15 protein-coding genes and 1 tRNA gene are annotated in these 15727 nt (G+C 68.7%); 3 read left to right on the top strand and 13 right to left on the bottom strand.

Going from position 1 to position 15727, the window contains the following annotated elements; all coding sequences use genetic code 11:
- The first annotated feature begins 113 nt into the window (after positions 1–113).
- The 3 genes from ACW5E8_RS12425 (at position 114) to ACW5E8_RS12415 (ending at position 4471) form a co-directional block, all read left to right on the top strand.
- Positions 114–1304 (top strand): hypothetical protein, encoded by a 1191-nt coding sequence (locus tag ACW5E8_RS12425; RefSeq protein ID WP_456965843.1) that lies wholly within the window; start codon positions 114–116, stop codon positions 1302–1304.
- 68 nt (positions 1305–1372) lie between these two features.
- Complete coding sequence (gene dxs, locus ACW5E8_RS12420) at positions 1373–3289, top strand: 1-deoxy-D-xylulose-5-phosphate synthase (RefSeq protein ID WP_456965842.1); 1917 nt, start codon at positions 1373–1375, stop codon at positions 3287–3289.
- A 123-nt stretch (positions 3290–3412) separates the two neighbouring features.
- Positions 3413–4471, top strand: a complete 1059-nt coding sequence (locus tag ACW5E8_RS12415) for a diguanylate cyclase (RefSeq protein WP_456965841.1) — start codon at positions 3413–3415, stop codon at positions 4469–4471.
- Here the strand turns inward: ACW5E8_RS12415 and ACW5E8_RS12410 are convergent.
- From ACW5E8_RS12410 to ACW5E8_RS12350, 13 genes are all read right to left on the bottom strand, one after another.
- Positions 4450–5487: a TraB/GumN family protein gene (locus ACW5E8_RS12410; protein WP_456965840.1), complete on the bottom strand. Its 1038-nt coding sequence runs from the start codon at positions 5485–5487 to the stop codon at positions 4450–4452. The two genes, ACW5E8_RS12415 and ACW5E8_RS12410, sit on opposite strands and share 22 nt — an antisense overlap.
- Before the next feature lie 195 nt (positions 5488–5682).
- Entirely contained in the window at positions 5683–5835 is a 153-nt protein-coding gene (locus ACW5E8_RS12405; protein WP_456965839.1) for a hypothetical protein, read from the bottom strand.
- Between the two features lie 153 nt (positions 5836–5988).
- Positions 5989–6065: transfer RNA gene (locus ACW5E8_RS12400), tRNA-Pro, on the bottom strand.
- 40 nt (positions 6066–6105) lie between these two features.
- Positions 6106–6462 (bottom strand): MerR family transcriptional regulator, encoded by a 357-nt coding sequence (locus tag ACW5E8_RS12395; RefSeq protein ID WP_456965838.1) that lies wholly within the window; start codon positions 6460–6462, stop codon positions 6106–6108.
- The gene (gene ihfA / locus ACW5E8_RS12390; protein ID WP_456965837.1) at positions 6455–6757 is read right to left on the bottom strand and encodes an integration host factor subunit alpha; all 303 of its coding nucleotides are present in this window, start codon (positions 6755–6757) and stop codon (positions 6455–6457) included. The genes ACW5E8_RS12395 and ihfA overlap by 8 nt, the downstream gene beginning before the upstream one ends.
- A 13-nt stretch (positions 6758–6770) precedes the next feature.
- The gene (gene pheT / locus ACW5E8_RS12385; protein ID WP_456965836.1) at positions 6771–9155 is read right to left on the bottom strand and encodes a phenylalanine--tRNA ligase subunit beta; all 2385 of its coding nucleotides are present in this window, start codon (positions 9153–9155) and stop codon (positions 6771–6773) included.
- Between the two features lie 10 nt (positions 9156–9165).
- On the bottom strand, positions 9166–10176 hold the full coding sequence (gene pheS / locus ACW5E8_RS12380; RefSeq protein WP_456965835.1) for a phenylalanine--tRNA ligase subunit alpha: 1011 nt from the start codon (positions 10174–10176) through the stop codon (positions 9166–9168).
- Between the two features lie 118 nt (positions 10177–10294).
- A complete protein-coding gene (rplT, locus tag ACW5E8_RS12375; protein WP_456965834.1) occupies positions 10295–10654 on the bottom strand; it encodes a 50S ribosomal protein L20 in 360 nt (119 codons plus the stop codon).
- Between the two features lie 13 nt (positions 10655–10667).
- Positions 10668–10865 (bottom strand): 50S ribosomal protein L35, encoded by a 198-nt coding sequence (gene rpmI, locus ACW5E8_RS12370; protein ID WP_055249161.1) that lies wholly within the window; start codon positions 10863–10865, stop codon positions 10668–10670.
- 234 nt (positions 10866–11099) lie between these two features.
- On the bottom strand, positions 11100–11621 hold the full coding sequence (infC, locus tag ACW5E8_RS12365; protein WP_456966015.1) for a translation initiation factor IF-3: 522 nt from the start codon (positions 11619–11621) through the stop codon (positions 11100–11102).
- A gap of 93 nt (positions 11622–11714) precedes the next feature.
- Positions 11715–13619: a threonine--tRNA ligase gene (thrS, locus tag ACW5E8_RS12360; RefSeq protein WP_456965833.1), complete on the bottom strand. Its 1905-nt coding sequence runs from the start codon at positions 13617–13619 to the stop codon at positions 11715–11717.
- Positions 13620–13890: 271 nt separating this feature from the next.
- On the bottom strand, positions 13891–15015 hold the full coding sequence (locus ACW5E8_RS12355) for a DUF6792 domain-containing protein (RefSeq protein ID WP_456965832.1): 1125 nt from the start codon (positions 15013–15015) through the stop codon (positions 13891–13893).
- Entirely contained in the window at positions 15012–15701 is a 690-nt protein-coding gene (locus ACW5E8_RS12350) for a hypothetical protein (RefSeq protein WP_456965831.1), read from the bottom strand. Before ACW5E8_RS12350 ends, ACW5E8_RS12355 begins: the two co-directional genes overlap by 4 nt.
- Between the last annotated feature and the right edge of the window lie 26 nt (positions 15702–15727).

The following is a 15727-nucleotide window of genomic DNA, read 5'->3' as shown; positions in this document are numbered from 1 at the left end:
CCAAACGCCTCGGGTAGTGACGCAGCGCAGCCGCAAGTGCCGTCCTGCGCGCGTTGACGGCAATGGCGCGCTCCGCAACACTCGGCGTCTTCACACGTCCGGAATGCTGCGCGATGTCGCTGACCCTCGGCCTGACCGGGATGGATCCCGCCACGGAAACCGCACTCAAGGCCGCGTTCGTCGCCGCCAACGCGCGCCTTGGCGCGCGCTGGTCGCTCGTGCACGATGCCGAGGCCGGACACGTCATCGTCGACATGGACAGCATGTACGGCCCGATGAGCTGGCTGCGCCTGCACGCCGCCGGCCGGCGCGTGATCGGCCTGACCTCGGCGCCTCGCACGCAGACCGACTACAGGCTCGGCCGTCCCTTCGATCCCGAACAGCTCATGGACCTGCTTGCCGAGGTTGCACGCGCCGAGGGCATCGAGCTGCAGGCGGACGTCGTGGAAGCGGCCGCCCCGACGCCTCTCCCGCGCGCGCCGGTGCCGGTGCCCGAACCCGTTGAAGCCGTGACGCCGCCTCCGGCAGCGCCTGTCGTGGATCCGGTCGCTGCCGCGGCGCCCGCGCCCGCCGCAGCAGCGCCGTCCGCTGCAGCGCTCCTTGTGACCGGGGATGCCAACACGCCTGTCGAAGAGGCAGCCGTCGAAGAGGCAGCCGTCAAAGAGGATGTCGTCGAAGCGTCACCTGTCGCGGCCGCCGCGCCGACGCAATCCACCGTACCCGCAGCCATCCCGGGCAAGGACACCCTGGCTGCGTGGCTGCAGCCCGGCGCCCTGTCCGGCCGTGTGCGCTACCGCCGCAGCGCCGGCCCCACCCTGCTCATCGACGCGTCCGCGGAGACCTGGTTCGGTCCGACGCCGCTGAAGCCCATCGCGGGGTATTTCGAAGGCCGCGTCGCACGGTCCGACTTCGAACCCGTCGACCCCGAGGCCTGGGCGCGGGACACCGCATCCGCGGGCGCGCCCCAGCCACTGTCGCGCCTGCGCTGGCTCGGCGGCCTGCTTGCCGGCAACGGCACGCTGCTGCCGGGGCTTGATCCGCAGGAGCACTTCCAGCTCCTCAAATGGCCGCAGACCGAGCGCGAGTATCCGCGCCACTTCCGCATCGCCACCCAGATGATGAAGGGCCCGGCGACCGTCGCCGAAATCGCCCAGGCCAGCGGCGTGCCCGAGCCCGACGTCACCGACTTCGTCAACGCCAACCTGGCCACCGGCTTCGCCACGCCGGCGGTGGAAACGTCTCCCCAGGCCGAGGAATCCGCCAAGCCCCGCGGCGGCCTGCTGGGGCGACTGCGCAGTCGCTGAACAGGGCCGCCGCGCGCGGCCCCTTGGTACATGCGCCGCGGTACGCCGTGGCGTCTTACAATGCGCGCATGATCGACTCCACGCGCTATCCGCGCCTATCGCGCATCGACACACCGGCCCGCCTGCGGGAATTCGACGAGGCCGAACTGCCGGCGATCGCCGACGAACTCCGTGCCTATCTCATCGAGTCGGTGGGCAAGAGCGGCGGCCACTTCGGCGCCGGCCTGGGCGTGGTCGAACTGACCGCCGCCCTGCATTACCTCTACGACACGCCGCGCGACCGCATCGTGTGGGACGTCGGGCACCAGGCCTACCCGCACAAGATCCTGACCGGCCGCCGCGACACCATCCACACGGTCAAGCAGAAGGACGGCGTCGCACCGTTTCCCAAGCGCGAGGAAAGCGAGTACGACACCTTCGGCGTCGGCCATTCCTCCACCAGCATCTCGGCCGCGCTGGGCATGGCGGTGGCCGCCGCCCGCGCCGGCGACGACCGCAAGGTCGTGGCGGTGATCGGCGACGGTGCAATGACCGCGGGCATGGCATTCGAAGCGCTCAACCACGCCGGCGGCATGGAGCCCGAGCCCAACCTGCTGGTGGTCCTCAACGACAACCGGATGTCGATCAGCGAGAACGTCGGCGGCCTGACCAAGATGCTGGGACGCGCCACCGGCAGCCACACGCTCAACGCGCTGCGCGAGGGCGGCAAGAAGCTGCTGGGCGACAAGAAGAAGACGCCGGCGCGCTTCGTCCGGCGCTGGGAAGAGCACTGGAAGGGCATGTTCGTGCCCTCCACCCTGTTCGAGGAAATGGGTTTCCACTACACCGGCCCCATCGACGGCAACGACATCAGGGCGCTGGTCTCCGCGCTGAAGCTGGTGCGGACGCTGAAGGGCCCGCAGCTGCTGCACGTCATCACCACCAAGGGCAAGGGTTACGAGCGCGCCGAAGGCGACCAGATCGGCTACCACGCGGTGTCGCCCTTCGACCCCACCCAAGGCCTGGTGCCGAAGCCGGGCGCGGTGAAGAAGCCGACCTATACCGATATCTTCGGCGACTGGCTGTGCGACATGGCCGCCGCCGACGACACGCTGATGGGCATCACGCCGGCCATGCGCGAAGGCTCCGGCCTGGTGCGCTTCAGCAGGGAGTACCCGGAACGCTACTTCGACGTCGCCATCGCCGAGCAGCACGCGGTGACGCTGGCCGCCGGCATGGCCTGCGAGGGCGCGAAGCCGGTGGTGGCGATCTATTCGACCTTCCTGCAGCGCGGCTACGACCAGCTCGTGCATGACGTCGCCCTGCAGGAACTCGACGTGCTGTTCGCGATCGACCGCGGCGGCGTGGTGGGGCCCGACGGCGCCACCCATGCGGGCAACCTCGACCTGAGCTACCTGCGCTGCGTGCCGAACATGGTGGTGATGGCACCGGCCGACGAGAACGAGTGCCGGCAGATGCTGAGCACCGGCTTCCGCCACCGGGGTCCTGCGGCGGTGCGTTACCCGCGCGGCAGCGGCACCGGGATCGCCGTGCAGCCCGCGCTCGACACCCTGCCCGTCGGCAAGGCGCAGCTGCGCCGCCAGGGTGCGGGCATCGCGCTGCTGGCCTTCGGCGCCACCGTGCCGGCGGCCGAAGCCGTGGGCGCGGAGCTGGGCTTGACGGTGGTCAACATGCGCTTCGTGAAGCCGCTGGACCGCGACCTCGTGCTCGAGCTGGCGCGCAGCCACGAAGGCTTCGTGACCATCGAGGACAACGTGGTGATGGGCGGCGCCGGTTCGGCTGTGTCCGAGTTGCTTGCCGCCGAGGGTGTCCTGCTGCAGGTACTGCACCTGGGGCTGCCCGACGCCTTCCAGCACCACGCAAGCCGCGAGGACCTGCTGGCCGAAGCGGGGATCGATGCCGCCGGCATCCGCGGCGCCGTGCTGGCGCGGTGGCCGCGGTTCGCACCGGAAGCGGCGACCGCCGCGCGCACTGCCGCGGGCTAGGAAGCCCGGGATACACGTAGACGACGCCTATACTCACGCCAGGTCGGCATGCGCCAGCCTTGTCCGCACAGGGGGACACCAGCGTTGCAGGAACCAGGCACAGCCGACGCGCCGCGCGCGCATGTGACGATACTCGGCTCCGAGCGCGCGCGCGCCGCACTGCCCGGGCGCATCTATCGCTATCGCATGCTCGGCATGGGACTGGGAGCGCTTGCGATGGCGATGGTGCTGCTCGAGATGCGCGCCGGCCCGGTACGCTGGACGCTGTGCGTACTCACCGGCCTGGCCTGGCCCCAGCTCGCCTACCAGTTGGCCCGGCGCAGCGCGTCACCGTTCCATGCCGAGCAGCGCAACCTGATCGTGGATTCGGCGATCGCCGCGCTGTGGGTGCCGCTGCTGCACTTCAACCTGCTGCCCAGCGTACTGCTACTGGCGCTTTCAGCCGCCGACAAGATCAACACCGACATCCCGGGGCTGTTCCGGCGCAGCTTGCCGGTCTCGCTGGCCGCCCTGCTGGTCGGTGGCCTGGCCACGGGTTTCGCCTTCCAGCCCGAGTCGAGCACGGCGGTGATCCTGGCCTGCCTGCCGATGCTGCTGATCCACACGCTGGTGGTCGGCCTTGCACGCCTGCGGCTGGTGCGGAAGGTCATGGAGAAGAACCAAGAGCTTGACCGGCTCGGGCGCACCGACATGCTCACCGGGCTGGGCCTGCGCAGGCACTGGGAGCACCATGCCGCCGTCGCGCTGCACCAGGTCCATGCGGAGGCGCGTCCGGCGACGCTGGTGCTCATCGACATCGACCGCTTCAAGCAGACCAACGACCGCCACGGACACCTCGCCGGCGACGCCCTGCTGCGCGAGGCGGGCGCCGTACTTCGCGGCGTGCTGCGTCCCGGAGACATCGCCGGGCGTTACGGCGGCGACGAGTTCGCGGTGGTCTGCCCGGGCACGGGACTCGAAGATGCGCTGGCATTGGCGGAGGCCTACCGTGCGGCGGTCGAAGGCATCTCGCTGTCGCAGGCGCCGGGGCTCAGCTACTCGGTGAGCATCGGCATCGCTCCGGCGCAGGCGAACCACGCGCGTATCGAGGACTGGATCCACGCCGCCGATGCGGCGCTGTACGAAGCCAAGCGCCGCGGTCGCAACTGCCTGATGGTGGCTCAGGGCGACTCGATCGCGTAGCCGCGCGCGGCCAACGTCGCCAGCATCCCGTCATCGCCAAGCAGGTGGTGCATCGGCAGCAGCGCGAAGCTTGCGGGATGCTCGGCCAGGGCCTCCTCCACGTTCGACAGCCAGGCCTCCTTCGCGCGACGCGGCAGGTCGTCGATGCCCAACCTCTGCGCCAGCGCACTGCCGGTCACCGCGTCCTGGCAGGTCGCGTAATGGTTTTCCCAGGGCAGCGCACGCAGCCCCTCGATGTCCCCCACCGCCCAGGCATTGGCGCGTGCACGCATGTTGTCGAGGTCGGTTTCGATCCTGTCCAGGGTGCCCGCGAAGCACTCGCGGTCGGCGAGGTCGCTTTCGTTGAGCTCCTTCAGCACGCCTTTCGGATCTTCCAACTTCAGGCGGACCGTGGTGTCGACCAGCGGCACGCCGGCGGCCTTCCGCGCCTTGGCCACCACGGGTCCCACCACGCCGGCCATACGTAGCCCGGACTTGCGCAGCGCCGCTTCGTACAGCTCCTGGGCCGCGAGCAGCGGGCGGCGCTTCTCGACGCCGCGGTCGCGGCCCATGTAGCGCGCCTTGAGCACCTCCCAGCGCGCGTACAGCTCCGGGGACACCATCTCGCGCAGCGGCCGCTTGCCCGGGTTGTTGCGCGCGCGCAGCATCGATGGCAGCAATGCCATGCCGCGGAAGATGCCGATGTCGGCATCCACCACCACCGCCGGCGACGAGATCACCACCCTGGCATCCGCGATCACGGCCTCGACATCGTCCGACATCCACTCCATGCGCCGCGGCAGCGGGGACACCGTGCCCAGGATGTAGAGCACGTTGTCGCCGCTGGAGACCTTCCACATGCCGGGACCGGGCTGTGCGCCGGAGACGACCATGGCTTCGAGGTCGACGATGCCGTCGTCGGCCTCGGCCGCGACGGGGACGGCTTCCGGTTCATCCATTCCAGCGGCGGCAGGAACAGCCACCAGCGCGGACAACAACAGCGTCGCAACGATTGATCGTGCCGGCTTTGCAAACATGCAGCGCCCTCCCTCGGGTACGCGGTGGATGATCCTTGGAGCGTGATGCGTGCGCTTTGTTCCCCTGTTGCGGAGAAGCGAAGCTGGCAACGGGTTTACCACCATTGCCGCAAGAAGAAGGCCCCCGGAATACGGGGGCCGCGAGTGGAGCAGACGGGGCCGTGACGTCAGGCCCCGTCGTCAACTACGGGGGCGCTATTCCTCTTCTTCACCGCCCTGGCCCTTTTGACCCGGCTGGTTCTGCTCGCGCTGGCCGCCTTGGCCTTGCTGGCCTTGCTGGCTCTGCTCGCGCTGGCTGCCTTGGCCCTGCTGGCCCTGCTGGCCCTGCTTTTGATCGTTGTTGCCCATCTGAGCCTCTCCAATCCGACGATGTGTCGGGAGTAGGTTCAAGGTGCGCGCCGCGCCGTCAAGGTGATGTCACATATTGCTGAATGTGCACAACGAAAAAGCCCCGGTTTCCCGGGGCTCTTCGTCTGGATGATCTTGCACCATCCTGGTATTTGGTCGGGGTAGCCGGATTCGAACCGACGACCACTTGTCCCCCAGACAAGTGCGCTACCAGGCTGCGCTATACCCCGGTCGGAGAATTATAGCGGCAGCGGCCGCACTTGGGGAGGTTCAGCGCCGCAGCAGCTGCAGCACTTCTTCCAGCTCCATCCGCACCTGGCGGATGATCTGGCTGCTGAGCGCGGACTCATCCTTCGCGCCCTCGCCCTCCAGGCGCAGGCGGGCGCCGCCGATGGTGTAGCCCTGCTCGTACAGCAGGCCGCGGATCTGGCGCACCATCAGCACGTCGTGGCGCTGGTAATAGCGGCGGTTGCCGCGGCGCTTGACCGGACTGAGGCTCGGGAATTCGGTTTCCCAATAGCGCAGGACGTGCGGCTTCACGTCGCACAGCTCGCTCACCTCACCGATGGTGAAGTAGCGCTTGGCCGGGATCGGCGGCAGTTCGCGGTTGCTTCCGGGGTCAAGCACGGCTGACTCCTGCGTAGGCCTCGACGCGCTCCTTGAGCTTCTGCCCCGGGCGGAACGTGACCACGGTGCGTGCGGAGATCGGGATCTCCTCGCCGGTCTTGGGGTTGCGGCCGGGGCGCTGGTTCTTGCGGCGCAGGTCGAAGTTGCCGAAGCCCGAAAGCTTGACCTGGCGTCCACCCTGCAGCGCTTCGCGCAGCGCAGTGAAAAACGCATCGACGAATTCCTTCGCCTCGCGCTTGTTCAGGCCCACCTCTTCGTACAGCCGCTCTGCCATTTCCGCCTTCGTCAACGCCATGCCAGCCCCCTGGTCAGCTCCTGATCCGTGCGCCGTGCGCACCCGCGACCGCGTCGGTGACCGAGGCCACGACCGCATCCACATCGCGGTCTGTCAGCGTGCGCGAATCATCCTGCAGAATCAAGCCCATGGCGACACTCTTGAATCCCGTTTCCACGCCCTTTCCGGCGTAGACATCGAACAGGCGCAGGCTGCGCAGGAACGGTCCGGCGGCCGCGGAAGCGGTGGCTTCAAGCGCACGCCACGCGACGTTGTCGGCGACGATGAATGCGAGGTCCCGACGCACCGACGGAAATTTCGAAAGCGGCTGCGCACGCGGCAGGTCGCGCATGACCAGCGCGGCCAGGTCGAGCTCGAACGCCACCACGGCGTGATCCAGGCCAAGCGCCTGCTGCAGGCGCGGATGCAGCTCGGCGATCGCACCGACCACGACGCCGTCGCGCAGCACGTCGGCCGCGCGACCGGGGTGCGCCCAGGACGGCGCGGCCGGGCGGAACTCGAGCCGTGCACCGGACAGCGCAGCGAGCGCCTCGAGGTCACCCTTGAGATCGTGGAAGTCGACGCGCCGCGCGGCAATGCCCCACTGCTCGGCGACCACGTCGCCGCTGGCGACCGCGGCGATGCGCGGCGTCTCGCGCGGGGCGTCGCCGGCGGTGTCGGCCTTGGCGAACACCTTGCCGAGTTCGAACAGGCGCACGCGCCCCTGCTGCCGGGCGGCGTTGCGCGCCAGAGCGTCGACCAGCCCGGGCAGCAGCCGCGGCCGCATCACGCCCAGCTCGGCGCTCAGCGGATTGGCCAGCGGCACCAGGGCCTCGTCGGCCTGCCAGCGTTCGAGCAGGCCGGCATCGACGAAGGCGTAGTTGATCGCTTCCAGATAGCCGCGACCGGCCAGGGCGCGACGCAGGTCGTGCTCGGGCACCTTGCCTTCCGGCGGCGACACCAGGCGGGTGGACCCGCCCGGCAGCGTCGTGGGCACGGCGTCGTAGCCGTGGATGCGCGCGATCTCTTCGATCAGGTCTTCCTCGATCGCGAGGTCGAAGCGGCGGGTCGGCGCGGTCACCGTCCAGCCATCGGCGACGGCCTCCACGCCCAGGCCCAGCGCGCGCAGGATGCGCTCGACTTCGGTGTCATCGACCTGCACGCCCAGCACGCGCGCGAGGCGGTCGCGACGCAGCATGATAGCTGCAGGCACGGGCAGCGCGTCGGCCAGCACGGCCTCGGTGACGGGGCCTGGCGTACCGCCGGCGATGTCGAGGATGAGACGGGTCGCGCGTTCGATCGCGGTGCGCGGCAGTTCCGGGTCCACGCCGCGCTCGAAGCGGTGGCCGGCGTCGGTGTGCAGGCCAAGGCGGCGGCCGCGGCCGATGATCGCGGCCGGGGCGAAGTGCGCGGCTTCCAGGAACACGCTGCGCGTGGCGTCGGTGACGCGGGTATCGAAGCCGCCCATCAGGCCGGCCAGGCCCACCGGGCGATCGGCGTCGGTGATCACCAGGAAGCCGTCGTCGAGCGCGGCCTCGCGGCTATCGAGCAGCAGCAGGGATTCACCCTTGCGGCCGCGGCGCACGCCCACGGAACCCTTGAGCAGGTCGCGGTCGTAGGCATGCATCGGCTGGCCGAGTTCGAGCATCACATACTGGGTGACGTCGACCAGCAGCGACAGCGGCCGGATGCCGCTGCGGCGCAGGCACTCGGCCATCCACACCGGCGTGGCTCGGGTGGCGTCGATGCCCTCGATCACGCGACCGAGGTAGCGCGGCGCGTCGGCACCGGCACCGGCGTCGAGCATCACCTCCACGGTGGCATCGCTGGCGGCCGGCACCGGCGCGGCGTCCAGGTCGGCGACCGCGCCGCCGCAGGCCGCGGCGACGTCGTAGGCGATGCCACGCACGCTGAAGCAGTCGGCGCGGTTGGGGGTGAGCTTGAGCTCGAAGCTGGCGTCGGGCAGGCCGAGGTAAGCGGCCAGCGGCGCGCCCACCGGCGCATCGTCCGGCAGTTCCAGCAGCCCGGAGGCGTCGGCGTCGATGCCGAGCTCCTTCGCCGAGCACAGCATGCCGTTGGACTCGACGCCGCGCAGCTTCGCGGCCTGGATGGTCAGGTCGCCCACCTGCGTGCCGATGGTCGCCAGCGGCGCCACAAGGCCCGGGCGCGCGTTGGGCGCGCCGCAGACGATCTGCAGCATGCCCGCGGCGCCGGCGTCGACCTGGCAGACCTGCAGGCGGTCGGCCTCGGGATGCTTTTCCGCCGACACGATGCGCGCGACCACGACGCCGTCGAGCGCGGCACCCAGCACCACCACCTCTTCGACCTCGAGGCCGATCGCGGTCAGGGTCGCGGCGAGCTCATCGCGCGTGGCCCCGGTGGGGACGTGCTGGCGCAGCCAGTTCTCGGAGAATTTCATCGATCGGGCCTCAGGCGAACTGGCGCAGGAAGCGCAGGTCGTTGTCGAAGAAGCTGCGCAGGTCGTCGACGCCGTAGCGCAGCATCGCGAAGCGCTCGACGCCCATGCCGAAGGCGAAGCCGGTGTAGCGCTCGGGGTCGATGCCGACGTTGGCCAGCACCTGCGGATGCACCATGCCGCAGCCCAGCACCTCCAGCCACCGGGCGCTGCCGTCGGGCTGTGCCCAGGCGATGTCGACCTCGGCCGAGGGCTCGGTGAAGGGGAAGTAGCTCGGGCGGAAGCGCATCTCGAAGTCACGCTCGAAGAACGCGCGCACGAACTCCGTGAGCGTGCCCTTGAGGTCGGCGAAGCTCGCGCGCTCCTCCACCAGCAGGCCTTCGCACTGGTGGAACATCGGCGTGTGGGTCTGGTCGGAATCGCTGCGGTAGACCTTGCCCAGCGCGATCATGCGCAGTGGCGGCGTGCCGCCGGCAGCGAGCAGGTCCTGCATGTAACGGATCTGCACGCCCGAGGTGTGGGTGCGCAGCAGGCGGCCATCGCCAAAATAGAACGTGTCGTGCATGGCCCGCGCCGGATGGTGCGGCGGGAAGTTCAGGGCCTCGAAGTTGTGCCAGTCGTCCTCGATCTCGGGGCCGTCGGCGATCTCGTAGCCCAGGCGCCCGAAGATGTCGGCGATGCGCTCGATGGTGCGGCTGACCGGGTGCAGTCCACCCGCGTCGCCATTGCGGCCGGGCAGGCTCACGTCGATGGTTTCCGAAGCCAGCCGGGCCTCCAGCGCCGCGGCATCCAGCCCCGCCTTGCGCTCGAGCAGCGCGGCTCCAAGGGCGTCGCGGGCGCGGTTGATGGCCTCGCCGGCCGCCTTGCGCTGGTCGGCGGGCAGCCCGCCAAGCGACTTCAGCTGCGCGGTCACGCTGCCGCTCTTGCCGAGCAGGGCCACGCGCAGCGCCTCGACGGCATCGGGCGTGGCGGCGGCGGCAATGTCGGCGAGCGCCTGCTCGCGGATGTGTTCGATCTGGGTCATCGGGGCACCATCGAAGGCCAAAACGAAACATGGGGAAGGACTTGCGCCCTTCCCCATGCGTGTATCGCGATGTCCGCCTGGCGGCGGTGCCCAGGGCACCGCGCACCGGCGACACGTCTTACGCTGCGAGCGCGCCCTTCGCCTTCTCGGCAAGCGCGGCAAAACCCGTCGCGTCGTGCACGGCGATGTCCGCCAGCACCTTGCGGTCAAGGGTGATGCCGGCCTTCATCAGGCCGTTCATGAAGCGGCTGTAGCTCAGGCCGTTGATGCGGGCCGCCGCGTTGATGCGGACGATCCACAGCGAGCGGAAATTACGCTTCTTCTGCTTGCGACCGATATAGGCGTACTGCAGGGCCTTGGTGACGGCCTGCTTGGCAACGCGGAACACCTTGCGGCGCGCGTTGTAGTAACCCTTGGCCTGCTTGAGGACCTTCTTGTGACGGCGGCGCGCCTGCACGCCACGCTTTACTCGTGCCATTGTTCAGTCCTCCTCAGAGATACGGCAGCATGCGATCGAGACGACCGCTGTCGCATGCAGGAATGTGGTTCGTCTGGCGGAGGTTGCGCTTCCGCTTCGTCGCCTTCTTCGTGAGGATGTGGCTGCGGTTGGCATGGCCCGCCTTGTACTTGCCGGAAGCGGTCTTCCGGAAGCGCTTGGCCGCGCCCCGATGCGTCTTGATCTTGGGCATTGCTGTGTCCTTGTCGGTACGTCTTCTACTGGCCCGGGCGGTGGCCTGCGCCACGCTTTCCGTCCTGCCCTTGCCTGTTTGATGGCCCCGGGTCCCTTGGGGAAGCCGAGGCGGGTCCAACCGGCCCACCCGCATTGCGGGCGAACCGAGCCGCGCATTATGCACGCGGATTGCTTACCGTTGCAAATCATGGGCTTCGCGGCGGGATCGCCCCCGCCCTGCCCCCCCCGTGGCCTACTTCTTCTTGGGCGCGATCATCATCACCATCTGCCGGCCTTCGAGGCGGGGCCTGGACTCGATGACGATGTCCTCGCCGAGGTCGGCTTCGATGCGCGCAGCCATGCCACGACCGAGCTCCTGGTGGCTCATCTCACGGCCACGGAAGCGGATATTGACCTTGATCTTGTCGCCTTCCTCGAGGAAGCCACGCATCTTGCGGAGCTTGATCTGGTAGTCGCCCTCGTCGGTCACCGGACGGAACTTGACTTCCTTGATCTCGACCTGCTTGGTCTTCTTCTTGGCTTCGTTCGCCTTCTTCTGCGCCTCGAACTTGAACTTGCCGAAGTCCATGATCTTGCACACCGGCGGATCTGCATTGGGCTGGATCTCGACGAGATCCAAGGCCTCTTCCTCGGCCATGGCAATGGCCTCGTCGCGCGTGAGCACGCCGATCATTTCACCATCCGAGCCGATCACGCGCACGCGCGGCACGCGGATTTCTAGGTTCCTGCGGTTCTGCTTGTCCGGGGTACTGATATTGCAATCTCCGTGGGTGGAACGTCCTGGCAGGGTCCCGGATCCGGAACCCACGGCGCCTGCCGCATGGCAGGCAACCGGGCTACATGATACTCAGGGACCCCGCTCTGCGTGCATCCGGGCCGTGAAATCGACCAGCGGCATCGAGCCCAGGTCCTCCCCGGCACGCGTGCGCACGGCGACCGTGCCCTGTTCTTTCTCGCGGTCCCCCACCACGAGCAGGTACGGCACGCGCTGCAGCGTGTGCTCGCGGATCTTATAGCCGATCTTCTCGTTCCGCAAATCCGATTCCACCCGGAGGCCTTGATCCGCAAGGGTTTTCCGGACGTCGTCGGCCCAGTCGGCCTGGGCGTCGGTGATGTTCATGACCACCGCCTGGACCGGAGCCAGCCAGGCCGGGAAGGCGCCGGCGTGCTGTTCGATCAGGATCCCGATGAAGCGCTCCATCGAGCCCACGATGGCGCGGTGCAACATGACCGGCGTGCGCTTCTGGCTGGCCTCGTCCACGTATTCCGCGCCAAGACGGCCCGGCATCATGAAGTCGACCTGCATCGTGCCCAGCTGCCAGGTGCGGCCGATGGCGTCGCGCAGGTGGTATTCCACCTTGGGGCCGTAGAACGCGCCCTCGCCCGGCAGTTCCTGCCATTCGACGCCGGCGGCGGACAGCGCGGCGCGCAGGGCAGCCTCGGCCTTGTCCCAGGTGGCGTCGTCGCCCAGGCGCGATTCCGGGCGCAGGGCCAGCTTCACCTGGACCTCGGTGAAGCCGAAATCGGCGTAGACCTTCATCGCCTGGGCGTGGAAGGCGGTCACTTCGGACTCGATCTGGGCCTCGGTGCAGAACACGTGGCCATCGTCCTGGGTGAAGCCGCGCACCCGCAGGATGCCGTGCAGCGCGCCAGACGGCTCATTGCGGTGGCAGGCGCCGAACTCGCCGTAGCGGATCGGCAGGTCGCGGTAGCTGTGCAGGCCCTGGTTGAACACCTGCACGTGGCCCGGACAGTTCATGGGCTTCACCGCATAGGTCCGCTTCTCGGACTCGGTGAAGAACATGTTTTCCTTGTAGTTGTCCCAGTGGCCGGACTTCTGCCACATGCTGACGTCCAGGATCTGCGGGCAGCGCACCTCGCCGTAGCCGCTCGAGCGGTAGACGCCGCGCATGTACTGCTCGACCACCTGCCACAGCGCCCAGCCCTTCGGGTGCCAGAACACCAGGCCCGGCGCCTCTTCCTGGAGGTGGAACAGCTCCTGCTGCTTACCGATGCGGCGGTGGTCGCGCTTCTCGGCCTCCTCGATGCGCAGCACATAGGCCTTGAGCTGCTTCGCGTCGGCCCAGGCGGTGCCGTAGATGCGCTGCAACTGCTCGTTCTTGGCATCGCCGCGCCAGTAGGCACCCGAGGTGCGCAACAGCTTGAAGGCCTTCAGGAAGCGCGTGTTCGGCACGTGCGGGCCGCGGCACATGTCGACGTATTCCAGGTGGTGGTACAGGCCCATGGCCGTGACCTCGGGACCCATGTCATCGATCAGGCGCAGCTTGTAGTCCTCGCCGCGGGCCTTGAACGTGGCGACCACCTCATCGCGCGGCGTCATGCGCTTGATGACGTCGTACTCGGTGTCGATCAGCTCGCGCATGCGCTGCTCGATCGCCGCCATGTCGTCGGGGGTGAAGGGCTGCTCGCGCCAGATGTCGTAGTAGAAGCCTTCATCGATCACCGGGCCGATCACCATCTTGGCGTCCGGATAGAGCTGCTTCACCGCGTGCCCGACCAGGTGGGCGCAGGAGTGGCGGATGATCTCGACGCCCTCGGGGTCCTTCGGGGTCAGGATCTGCAGGCTGGCGTCGTGGTCGATGATGTCGGAGGCATCGACCTGCCGGCCGTCGACCTTGCCGGCCACGGTGGCCTTGGCCAGGCCCGGGCCGATCGACTCGGCGACCTGCATGACGGTGACGGGGGCTTCGAACTCGCGGCGGCTGCCGTCGGGGAGGGTGATCGTGATCATGGTGATGGGGTGTCTGGTGGGTGCGGGGCCGCCTCGCGCGGACGGACCCGGAGGCATGAAAAAAGACGCCACGCGGGCGCCTTCCGGATCGGGCCGCGGGCGGGTTCAGCAGTAATCGGTGGTAGTCGCCATGTCGCACGCTCGGCCGGCGCTCTCACGCGGGCCACCTTTGCCAGGGGAGTCTCCGGCCGATTCCAGCCGCCCGCCCCGTATTGTGCCAGATCGCCCGCCCCAGACCCGGCCTGCCGCGCCGGACACGAGGCCGGGCGCGTCAGCCGCCCAGCTCCATCTGTGCCGCCTGCCGCGCCGGCATGTGATTCACCTGTGCCTGCGCATGCCGCTCGCGGTGCTCCGCCACGTCGTGGTCCCACTGCGCACGCACCACGGGATCAACCTCCCCCACGATCAGTTTGTCCAGGCGTTCGCCTGGTGCGCTCGCAGAAGCGCCCTCGCGCGCCTCGCGGGCCGCAGGTTCGCCGGCGGGCAGAGGGCCCCGGATCGCGTCCACGCCATCCCGGATCAGCCCAGCCCCGCCACGACTGCCGATGGTCACACCGCGACGGATGTCGTTCATGTCGTCGCGGTAGTTGTCGATCAAGCGCGCATGCTCCCCCGCAAGCCACTGCGTCGCAGGATTCCGGACGACTGAAACGTCAGGCCTGCCCTGCCCGTCAACGTCGAGGAAGTTGTGCATGCTGTGCGCCCCGAACGAACGCGCGGCCACCACCAGCGTCAGGTCCGGCGTCACCGCATCCAGGATGCGGTTGTCGTGGTAGCCGCCGGCACGCAGCCGCCCGATCTCTTCGGGCAGCGCGTAGACACGCACCTGGCCGTAATGCGGGCTGGCCGCGCTCACCGGGTCGGTCGCCATCACGTGGTTCAGCACATCGTGCCCGCCCTCCGGGATGCGGCGGTCCAGGCTGGCGGCCCCGTAAGCGTTGAAGGTCTCGCCGCGAAGCCCGAAGTGGTGCGCCGTGGCCTGGGCCAGGGTGCCACCGAGGGAGTGGCCGGTGACGGTCACCTCGGGCGCATGTCCATAGGTGCCCACGACATCCTCGCTGCGCGACTGGTCGACTGCCCAGCGCGTGAGCTCGACGGCATCCTTGATCTGGACGTTGTGCCGCGCCATCGCCATCCCGGCGTCGGCCAGGCCGTCGCGAAATGGTTCGCGGTCGAACTCGGTGCCGCGGTGGGCGACGACGATGGCGCCCGTATCGAGCTGCTGGTAGACCGTTCCCTGGTAGCCGGTGCGCGGATTGTCGACGTGCTTGAGCAGGTTGTACGCCACGCCGTCGAGGTCGACGGTCTCGTTTCTCCGCGCACGCAGGGCGAGGTCGCCCTCACGGTCGTACGTATGGTCCGCGAGCACGGCATGCTGGCGGGTGCCGGGCTTCATGGCGTCGGCCCCAGGACACTGAGCGTCACTTTGAACACCTCGTCGTCGCCGAGGTGGGCCATGGACGCGCGACCGGGCCGGCCGATCAGCAACGGGTCGTCCATGGTCGAACGGGGATGCCGGGGATAGGCGGCCTTCAGAAAGTAGAGTTCCACCCGGCCACCGGCGGCAGCCACATCGCCCCTCGAGTTGGCGATGAACCGCGTCTCGCCCTCCGCGCCAGTGGCCATGAGCTGCGCCTGCACGTTCACCAGTGCCCAGTGGCACACGCCGCGGCCGTGGTAGTCCTCGTCGACCATGCCATCCGCGACAACGGTACCGCGCCAGACCCCGTCGTCGCCCTTCTCCAGCGCGAAGGGGATCGTCCGCGTCGGCACGGGCGAGGTATGCCCGCCGGGGTTGGCGTCCGGCGGCGGCAGGCAGGTCCGGTTGGTGACGTTGAACTGCATGGCCCCCTGGACATATCCGAAGTCCCCGGGCAAACCTTCGATGCGGACTTCGATGCCTTGGGCGAGGCGGGGAGCGGGATTTTCCCTGTACTCGGGCTTGACGGTTTCATTCATGGCGGCACTGCAGGCAAGGGTGGACGAGAAAAGGATCGCGGCGAGAAGCAGGCTGCCGCTTCCCCGGGAAAGCCCCGCACCGCGTGCGCATGGCGGATCTTGCATTGTGGATACCTCGTTCATGGTCGAATCACTTCGTCTGGATCCAG

This window comes from Luteimonas sp. A649 (assembly GCF_054072735.1).
The sequence above is the reverse complement of the archived record's forward strand: the minus strand, read 5'-3'. Positions and strand labels throughout refer to the sequence as shown.